This window comes from Microbacterium sp. (assembly GCF_051953575.1).
In the GTDB taxonomy this organism is placed as follows: Bacteria; Actinomycetota; Actinomycetes; order Actinomycetales; family Microbacteriaceae; genus Microbacterium.
Map to the genome: position 1 here is coordinate 102,869 of NZ_JBQCIP010000248.1, position 8,994 is coordinate 111,862.

9 protein-coding genes and 1 pseudogene are annotated in these 8,994 nt (G+C 71.5%); 1 reads left to right on the forward strand and 9 read right to left on the reverse strand.

Annotated features, from left to right (window positions below; genetic code table 11):
* Positions 1-3: 3 nt before the first annotated feature.
* Positions 4-891: a carbohydrate kinase family protein gene (locus tag ACTHNQ_RS15690; protein ID WP_440334873.1), complete on the reverse strand. Its 888-nt coding sequence runs from the start codon at positions 889-891 to the stop codon at positions 4-6.
* Positions 892-997: 106 nt separating this feature from the next.
* Between ACTHNQ_RS15690 and ACTHNQ_RS15695 the strand changes: the two genes are divergently transcribed.
* Positions 998-1,660: a hypothetical protein gene (locus ACTHNQ_RS15695; RefSeq protein WP_440334875.1), complete on the forward strand. Its 663-nt coding sequence runs from the start codon at positions 998-1,000 to the stop codon at positions 1,658-1,660.
* A 12-nt stretch (positions 1,661-1,672) separates the two neighbouring features.
* Here ACTHNQ_RS15695 and ACTHNQ_RS15700 read toward each other — a convergent pair whose 3' ends face one another.
* The 8 genes and pseudogenes from ACTHNQ_RS15700 to ACTHNQ_RS15735 form a co-directional block, all read right to left on the reverse strand.
* Positions 1,673-3,427: a glycoside hydrolase family 35 protein gene (locus tag ACTHNQ_RS15700; RefSeq protein WP_440334877.1), complete on the reverse strand. Its 1,755-nt coding sequence runs from the start codon at positions 3,425-3,427 to the stop codon at positions 1,673-1,675.
* Positions 3,424-4,053, reverse strand: coding sequence for a bifunctional 4-hydroxy-2-oxoglutarate aldolase/2-dehydro-3-deoxy-phosphogluconate aldolase (locus ACTHNQ_RS15705; protein WP_440334879.1), 630 nt, complete (start codon positions 4,051-4,053; stop codon positions 3,424-3,426). Before ACTHNQ_RS15705 ends, ACTHNQ_RS15700 begins: the two co-directional genes overlap by 4 nt.
* The gene (locus ACTHNQ_RS15710) at positions 4,046-4,963 is read right to left on the reverse strand and encodes a sugar kinase (RefSeq protein WP_440334880.1); all 918 of its coding nucleotides are present in this window, start codon (positions 4,961-4,963) and stop codon (positions 4,046-4,048) included. Before ACTHNQ_RS15710 ends, ACTHNQ_RS15705 begins: the two co-directional genes overlap by 8 nt.
* 26 nt (positions 4,964-4,989) lie before the next feature.
* Complete coding sequence (kduI, locus tag ACTHNQ_RS15715; RefSeq protein WP_440334882.1) at positions 4,990-5,847, reverse strand: 5-dehydro-4-deoxy-D-glucuronate isomerase; 858 nt, start codon at positions 5,845-5,847, stop codon at positions 4,990-4,992.
* Between the two features lie 56 nt (positions 5,848-5,903).
* Positions 5,904-6,668: a 2-dehydro-3-deoxy-D-gluconate 5-dehydrogenase KduD gene (gene kduD / locus ACTHNQ_RS15720; protein WP_440334884.1), complete on the reverse strand. Its 765-nt coding sequence runs from the start codon at positions 6,666-6,668 to the stop codon at positions 5,904-5,906.
* Positions 6,665-7,543: a fumarylacetoacetate hydrolase family protein gene (locus ACTHNQ_RS15725; protein WP_440334886.1), complete on the reverse strand. Its 879-nt coding sequence runs from the start codon at positions 7,541-7,543 to the stop codon at positions 6,665-6,667. Before ACTHNQ_RS15725 ends, kduD begins: the two co-directional genes overlap by 4 nt.
* A complete protein-coding gene (locus ACTHNQ_RS15730; RefSeq protein ID WP_440334888.1) occupies positions 7,540-8,724 on the reverse strand; it encodes a glycoside hydrolase family 88 protein in 1,185 nt (394 codons plus the stop codon). The genes ACTHNQ_RS15725 and ACTHNQ_RS15730 overlap by 4 nt, the downstream gene beginning before the upstream one ends.
* 71 nt (positions 8,725-8,795) lie before the next feature.
* A pseudogene (locus tag ACTHNQ_RS15735) lies at positions 8,796-8,994 on the reverse strand (ferredoxin-NADPH reductase); the annotation flags it as partial.

The following is an 8,994-nucleotide window of genomic DNA, read 5'->3' on the forward strand; positions in this document are numbered from 1 at the left end:
CGATCAGCGCGACGCGACGGCCGGGTGCAGGTGCACGGACGCGAGAGCGACGGTGGCCTGACGGGCGCCGGCGGCGAGGCATCCCTCCAGGTCCTCGCCGGCGAGCGATGCCGCGAGGAACCCCGCGAAGAACGCGTCGCCCGCACCGTTCGTGTCGACCACCTCGACCGGCACCGCCGGTGTCTCGGCCCGCTCCCCCGCCGCCGTCAGGGCGATGGCACCCCGCGCCCCCAGCGTGCAGACCGCCAGTCGCGGGCCGCGGTCGAGGCAGCTCTGCATGAGCGCCCACGGGTCGGCGGTGCCGTCGTCGTTCATGAACACCACGTCCGCGGCACGCAAGAAGGGCTCGTGGAACGCCGAAGAACCGTCGTAGTCGTGGAGGTCGGTCCAGATCGGTGCTCCGACAGCGCCCGCACGCCGACGCTCGACGAGAGCCGCACCGAGCTCGCTGAGGTCGATCACGGCGATCTCAGCCTGAGCGACCGCCTCATCGATCCGGTCGAGGTCCGACGGCACCGGCGACGACGGAGTGGACAGGTACAGACTCACTCGCTCCCCCGCCTGTGTCATCAGGTTCGCGTGCCGCTCGGTGCGCTCCGAGTTATATGCCGCGACAGGCACATTCGCCGTCGTTAGCGCTGACGCGACCAGTCGGCCATCGGCGTCGTCACCCAGCAGAGCGTGCAGTGTCACATCGACCCCCTGATCGGCGAGGTGCAGCACCTTGCCCGCGGACGTGCCGCCCAGCGTGTGATGGTCGCCGAGCGCGAACTGCATGTGCGGCACGGGTTCGGGCAGCCGATCGAGCACGATCAGGTGGTTCCACGAGGCCGGGCCGCACACGGCGACCCGCGCGGCGGTGATGGGAGCGATGACGGAGAGGGGAGGCATCCGCTCAGTAAACCAGTTCCCAGCGCGGAGTGTAAGCGCTTGCAGGCAACGGAGCCGATGCAGGATCGTGACGTTGCCCCGCTCTGGACGCATTAGATTGGCCCCTGTGAAGAAGCATGCCGTCGCGTTCATAATGCTGGCCGCGCTCGTCCTGACCGGTTGTGCGTCGACCTCCTCTGCGGGCGTTGCCGGCGGATCGACCCCGTCGACCGCCCCCACCGTCGAATCCACCTCCACACCCACACCTACGCCCACCACCCCGGAGGACTCGATCACCGTGGGCGTCGACGCGCTTGTGGGGAATCATGACGGAGAGTCCGTCACCTACCTCTACACGGAGCCCGAATTGCTGCTCGATTTCGTTGCAGAGGTCACGGGCCTGTCGCCAGAAGGCGAAGACATCCCCGACCCCTGGGGCAACGGTGAGGTCTGGGGCAAGAGGTACACCTGGGATGGCATCACGGTCTCCGCGATGACCGACGGTGCGGCCGGTGTCCGGATCACCGCGGCGACGCTGGGTGGGATCCCTGTCTCGACGTCGCAGGGGATCCGGGTGGGCTCGACGAGCGACGACGTGGTCAGCGCGGGTGGCTTCGAGACGTGGAGCGACGGAGCGTCGCACTACTTCGGTGTCGAACCGCAGCCGGTGGAGGGCACGCAGTCGCTGAGCAGACCCGGCGAGATGGGGCAGGCCTACATCGACGTCACGGCGGTGGACGGCGTCGTCACCGCCATCGCCGCCCCTGCGAACGACTACTCCGACCTCTGAGCACGCGCCCGCCTACTCCTCGCGCGGCCCCAGATCCGGCTCGGCCACGAAGCGCACCACGGGGTCGGCGACGCGATCGAGCTCGATGATCACCACGGTGTTCTCGCCCGCACGCAGCGCCGCAGCCGGCACGTAGAGCGTGCGCTGCGGGCCGTTGGACCAGTACCGGCCCAGCACGAAGTCGTTGACGACCGCGTAACCCTTGCCCCACCCGGCGGTGTCGAGGAACAGGTCCGCCGGCTCGTCGAGCGCGAACCGGCCGCGGACCACGAACGGGCCGACGGCACCCGCGACGCCGGGCGGAGCCGCGGCGGCCGCCGCACCGACCGCGGCCACGTCGATCGGTGTCGCGGTCCACCCGGCGAGCGGCGCTTCGTCGAGGAATACACCGCCGACCAGGCCTTTCGGCTCACCCAGGCGCACGTCGTAGTTGACGCGCCCCTGCTCCTCGACCAGCACGCGCAGCCGTTCCCCGGCGGGCACGACCAGCGCATCCTCGCCGCGTGTGCGCGACAGGGTTCCGACGGCCACGCCATCGACCGACACCCACGCGTGGTCGCGCACCTCGCCGAAGCGCAGCACTCCCCCGTCCGGCAGCGCGGTCTCATAGGCGACGAGCGAGCTCAGGTGCCCGAGCTGCTCGAACGTCGGCGGCACCTCATGACGGGTTTCACCCCGCGCCGGAACGACCCCGGCCGTCGCGACCGGCTGAACAGCCACCTCGAAGGCCGGAGCCGCGGCACCCGCGCCCGGCGCTTCGTCGGGCACCGGCGCGTACTTCGAGATGACGTCGCGGAAGGCGAAGTACTTGTCGGTCGGCCGGCCGGCCTCGTCGAGCGGGGCGTCGTAGTCGTACGACGTGACGATGGGCAGGTAGCGGCCCTTGTGGTTCGCCCCGTTGGTCAGGCCGAAGTTTGTGCCGCCGTGGAACATGTAGAAGTTCACCGAGGCGCCGGCCGACAGCAGCGCATCGAGCTCCGCGGCGGAGTCGGCCGCCGACGTGGTATGGTGCGCGGCACCCCACCAGTCGAACCAGCCGTCCCAGAACTCGGCGCACATGAGGGGCCCCGTGGGCTGGTGGCGGCGCAGCGTCGCCAGACGCTCGGTCGCCCGCGAGCCGAACGAGCCGGTGAGGTGCACGCCGTCGACGCTGCCGTCGCGGAGCATCTGGTCGTTCGGCTGGTCGATGGTGGTGAGCGGCACCGTGATGCCGGCATCCCTCGTCACCCCGACCAGGTGCTTGAGGTACGCGGTGTCGGAGCCGTACGCGCCGTACTCGTTCTCGATCTGCACGAGCACCACCGGACCGCCCCGGTCGATCTGCCGGGGCGCGACGATGTCGTACACGCGCTGCAGGTAGGCGGTGACCTCGGCGAGATACGACGGCTCGGAGCGGCGCAGCCCGACGCCGGGCATCCCGGTCAGCCACACCGGCAGGCCGCCATTATGCCATTCCGCGCATATGTAGGGACCGGGCCGCACGATCGCGTGCATCCCCTCGGCGGCGACGAGGTCGAGGAACGCTCCGAGGTCGTTCCAGCCGGTCGCGTCCCACTCGCCGCGGACCGGCTCGTGGGCGTTCCAGGCGACATATGTCTCGATGGTGTTGAGCCCCATGAGCCGCGCCTTGCGGATACGATCCGCCCACTGGCCGGGGTGAACGCGGAAGTAGTGCAGCGCCCCGGACAGCACCCGGAACGGCTCGTCGTCGAGCAGGAAGTCGGTGTCGCCGATCGAGAACGTGCGCGGCGCAGAGGCGGCGGTCACTGCGCGGAGCCGGAGCGGGCGTGCAGCACCGCGGCGAGACGCTCCAGCTGCGCGGCATCCTCGAGCGCCGAGCCCACCGCAGCGACGCGCACGCCGGCCGCCAGGTACTCCTCGACGTTGGAGGCGTTCAGCCCGCCGGTGGCGACGAACCGCACCTGCGGGAACGGGCCGCGGATGTGCGAGAACCAGCCGCTGCCCAGCCAGGTCGCGGGGAACGCCTTGAGCCAGGTGAGCCCGAGCGAGACGGCCAGCTGCACCTCGCTGGGCGTCGCGACGCCGGGGAGGATCGGGATGCCGGTATCCTGCGCCGCCCGGACCACCACGGGGTCCAGACCCGGCGACACGAGGTATGCCGCGCCGGCGTCCGCGGCCGCTGCGACCTGCTCCGGCGCGATGATGGTGCCGGCGCCGACGATCTTGCCGCGCTCAGCGGCGGCGGCGACCACGGCGCGCAGCGCCCGCTCGTCCTCGTCGGTCTGCAGCGGAACCTCGACGGAGTCGATGCCCAGGTCCCACGCCGTCTGCGACAGCCGCACCGAGCGCTCGACGCCCATGCCCCGCAGGATCGCCATGAGCGGCGCGCCCGCGAAGGCGGTGTCGAACCAGTCCGCGGTGTTCTCAGTCATCGGGGTTTCCTCCGGTCGTGGCGAGTGCCGACGTCTCGTCGATCGAGTCCGTCGTGGTCTGCAGGGTGCGCGCGGCCCGGGCGTGCCCGGCGCGCAGGCTGTCGGCGAGCGAATCGCCCGAGAGGCGTCCGGCGAGGTACCCGCCGGCGAACGCGTCGCCGGCGCCCACGGCCTCGACGACCTCGACGACGAGCGCCGCCTCGAAGACGTCCTCGCCGTCGGTGTAGACGGTGGCGCCCACCGAGCCGTCCTTGACGACGAGCTCCGCGACGTCCGGCAGCAGCTCCCGCACGTCGTCGGCCGACACCGTGCCCCACAGCGTCTCGGCCTCGTCGCGGCCGACGAGCACGACGTCGGCGCTGCGGGCGAGCTCCAGCAGCGGGGCGGCGGCGGTGGCGGCATCCCACAGCGGGGCCCGGTGATTGACGTCGAACGACACCCGCACGCCGTGCGCGTGCGCCCGTTCGATCACGCGGACGAGGAACGCGGCCGCCGTGGGGGAGATGGCCGCTGTGATGCCCGAGACGTGGAGCAGGTCCACACCGTCGAACGACACCGCATCGGCGTCGAGCTCGCACAGCGCCGAGGCAGCCGAGCCGTCGCGGTAGTAGAGCACGCCGTTCCCGGGGTCCTTCACGTAGAGGCCCGTGCGGCGGGTGTCGTCGTAGACCACGCGCGACACGTCCACGCCGCGCGCGGTCAGCTGCCGTGCGATGCGCCGACCGAGCGCGTCGGCGCCGAGGCGGCTGAACCACACCGCCCGATGGCCGAGCGCGGCGACATGGGCGGCGACGTTCGACTCGGCGCCGCCGGCATCCAGCAGGAAGTCCGCGGCGTCGGCGACGGGCGTGGCGACCACGGGCGCAACCATGGCCATGGTCTCGCCGATGGCGAGCAGGGTGCGGGGCATCGACCCAGCGTATCCAGCCGGCCCGGTCACCGGAGGTCGGTGACGGGGGCCGCGTCCATGTCGTCGAAGGCCTGGTTCTCGCCGGCCATCGCCCAGATGAACGTGTAGGCCGACGTGCCGACGCCCGAGTGCAGCGACCACGACGGCGAGATGACGGCCTGGCGGTCGGCGATCACGAGGTGGCGGGTCTCTTCGCGCTCGCCCATGAGGTGGATCACGCGGGCGTCCTCGGGAAGGTCGAAGTACAGGTAGCACTCGGTGCGGCGGTCGTGCGTGTGCGCCGGCATGGTGTTCCACATCGAGCCGGGGTGCAGCTCGGTGACGCCCATCACGATCTGGCAGCTCTTGACGCCGTTCTCGTGGATGTACTGGTTGAGCGTGCGGCGGTTCGAGGTGAGCTGGTCGCCGAGTTCGCGCACGGTGCCCTCGCCGGGCGAGACGAGCGCGGCCGGGTACGCGGTGTGCGCGGGCGCCGAGAACAGGTAGAACTGCGCGCCGGCCTCGCCGCTGTCGGAGCCTTCGGCGTCGGCGAACGACACGGCCTGGATGCCGCGCCCCAGGTACAGGCAGGCTCCCTTGACGAGCGTGTAGACCTCGCCGTCGGCGGTGACCGTGCCGGTGCCGCCGACGTTGATGATGCCGACCTCGCGGTGCTCGAGGAAGTAGTCGCTGCGGATCTCGGGGTAGCCGCCGAGCTCGAGCACGCCGCCGGCGGGCACCGCGCCGCCCAGCACGATCCGGTCGTGGTGGGTGTAGGTGAGGCGGATCTCGCCCGGCACGAACACGTCGGGGATCAGGTAGGTGTCGCGCAGGTCCTGCGTCGTCATGCCCGGGATCTGGGCGGGGTTGGTCGCGTAGCGCTGCGGGATGTGCTGCTCGGTCACGAGTTCTCTCCTGGTTCTGCGTGTTCTGTTCTGTTCGGCGAGCGGATGCCGGCGGCCTAGCGGACCAGCCAGCCGCCGTCGACGGGGATGACGGCGCCGGTGACGTAGGCGGCGGCGTCCGATGCGAGGAAGACGAAGACCCCCTGCAGGTCGGACGCGTCGCCCCAGCGGCCGGCCGGGATGCGCGACAGGATGGATGCCGCGCGGTCCTCGTCCGCGCGCAGCGGCGCGGTGTTGTCGGTGGCCATGTAGCCGGGGGCGACGGCGTTGACGGTGACGCCGGCGGCTGCCCACTCGTTCGCGAGCGCCTTGGTGAGGCCCGCGACGGCGTGCTTCGAGGCGGTGTATGCCGGAACGAGGATGCCGCCCTGGAACGACAGCATCGAGGCCACGTTGATGATGCGACCGCCGCCCTGGGCGATCATGTGGCGTCCCGCCGCCTGCGACAGGTGGAACACGGCGTCGAGGTTGATCGACAGCACGTCGTCCCAGTCGTTCGTCGGGTAGTCGACGGCGGGGGAGCGGCGGATGGTGCCGGCGTTGTTGACGAGGATGTCGAGTCCGCCGAGCTCGGCGATGACCTCGTCGACGGTCGAGGTCAGCTCGTCGGGCGTCGCCGACACCAGGTCGCGCTGCACGCGGTGCACGCGGCGGCCGGTCTGCTCGATCAGGGCGGCGGTCGCCGAGGCGTCACCGCGGTCGAGGAGGGCGACGTCGGCGCCGGCCTCGGCGAGGGCGAGGGCCGCGCCCTGGCCGAGCCCGCGGCTGGAGCCGGTGACGAGGGCCACCTTGCCGTCGAGGCGGAACGAGTCGAGGATCATGCGGTGGCCTCCTGGCTGGCGTCGGGTGCGGCGACGAAGGTGGTGGTGAGCTCGCCGATGCGCGAGATGCGGACGGTCACGGCGTCGCCGGGGGCGAGCGGCCGATGCGCGTCCTGCGCGGCGGGGAGCTTCTGCGGCGTGCCGGTCGAGACGATGTCGCCCGGCTCGAGGGTGAGCACCTGGCTCAGGTGGTGGATGACGTACGCGACGCTGAAGATGGTCGTCGAGGTCGACTGCGACACGGTGACGACGCCGTCGCGCACGACCTCGACGAGCAGGTCCTGCGGGTCGCCGAGCTCGTCGGGCGTCACGATCCAGGGTCCGAGCGGCGCGAACCCGTCGGAGCACTTGCCGAGCGCCCACTGGCTCTGCCCCCGCTGCCAGGCGCGGTCCGACACGTCATTGAGGATCGTGTAGCCGCCGACGTGGTCGAGCGCGTCCGCCAGCGACACCCGCTGTGCGCGACGGCCGATCACGACCGCGACCTCGCCCTCGTAGTCGACGTCGGTCGCGCCCGGCGGGATGACCACCGGCTCGGCCGGTCCGGCGAGGGTGTTGGAGGTCTTGACGAACACGTCGGGGTACTCGGGGTCGTTCGCCGTCGGGTCGACGCCGTCCGGCACGTGCCCCCGGTAGTTGTAGCCGAGGCACAGGATCTTGCCGGGCGTGACCGGTGCGTGCAGCCCCGACGGCTCGAGCGCCGGCAGTGCGGAGGGATCGGATGCCGCCACCGCCGCCGCCGCGGCGCTCAGGGCACCGGCATCCGCCAGCAGTTCGGCGACCGACCCGGCGTATCCGCAGAGATCGAGCACGCGGTCGCCGACGACGGCGCCGGGCCGGGGCCCCGACGCGGCATCGTACGTGACGAGTCTCACCAGTACTTCTTCCAGTCGGGACGCGCGACGCGCATGAGCGCCTCGAGGTAGAAGTAGTCGCCCCAGAGGGTGCCCTCGTCGACCCCGTTGCCCTTCGGCAGGTCGTAGACCGAGTGCAGGATGAGGGCGTCCGAGTCCTCGGCCGCGGCGGGCGTGTAGTTCTCGATCAGCGACGCCAGGATCTGGTGCGCCCGGGCCGTCCATTCGGCGGCGCGTGCGGCATCCGTATCGACCGAGGCGAGCTCGATCAGACCGCACACCGCGATCGCGGCGGCAGAGCTGTCGCGCGGGGCGTCGCTGCCGTCGGTGTAGACGAGGTCCCAGAACGGCACGTCGTCAGCGGGCAGGTGGCGCAGGAAGTACTCGGCGCAGCGGCGGGATGCCTCCAGCAGCTGCTCGTCGCCGGTGACCGCGTAGTTCATCGCGAAGCCGTAGATGCCCCACGCCTGGCCGCGCGCCCAGCAGGACTCGTCGGCCGCGCCCTGCTCCGTGCCGCCGCGCAGCGGCTCGCCGGTCTCGGCATCCCAGTAGAACGTGTGGAACGTCGAGTCGTCCTCTCGAAGGATGTGCTCGCGCAGCTGTGCGGTGTGCCGGCGCACGGCGTCGTCGAAGCGCGGCTCACCGGTCTGCTCGCCCGCCCACGTCAGCAGCGGCATGTTCATGAGGCTGTCGATGATGGTGCGGCCGCGCTGCGCGGGATCCGACAGGTCGCCCCACGCCTGGATGATGCCGGCCGGCTCCAGGAAGCGGCGCATCAGGTGGTCGGCGGCCAGCAGCGACGCGTCGCGCGCGGCCTCGTCGGCGCCGAGCCGCCACGACGCGACCGTCGACAGCGTGTAGAGGAAGCCGAGGTCGTGCGTGTCGAGGTCCTCTTCGGCACGCACGCGGCGCTCGAAGTCGGCCACGTCGACGAGGGCTGCCTCGCGATAGTCCTCGGCGCCGGTGAGCTCCCACGCGAGCCACAGCATGCCCGTGCGGAAGCTCGTGGTCCAGCCGCGGTTGCCACCGAGCGGGATGCCGCGCTCGGCGGGGCGCAGCTCGTACCGGTCGTCGACGGTGGTGTCGTCGGGGTAGGCGGCGCCGAACTTCGCGATGTTGCGGCGGATCGTCGACAGGGCGTCGGCGATGGCGTCGTCGACCTGGGGGGCAGTGGTGCCCGGGGCAGGCGAGGTGGACGTCATGAGGTATTCCTTCGGAGGTATGCGGATGCGGATGCTTCGTCTCGTGCCTCGCTCAGCACAAGTGCCGGGCCTCAAGCCCGCGCGGGCACCGCGTCGTGGGTGTGAGAGTCGGAGTCGAGATCGAGCACAGGTCGGAGGGTGAAGCGCGAGTTGGTCCACGCGAGGTAGAGCGCCGCGGATGCCGTCAGCCCGAGGCCGAGCGCCGGCGCCGCGGCGAACACCGCCGCCTGCACGCCGAAGGCGACGAGCGACACGGCGGTCAGGTACCAG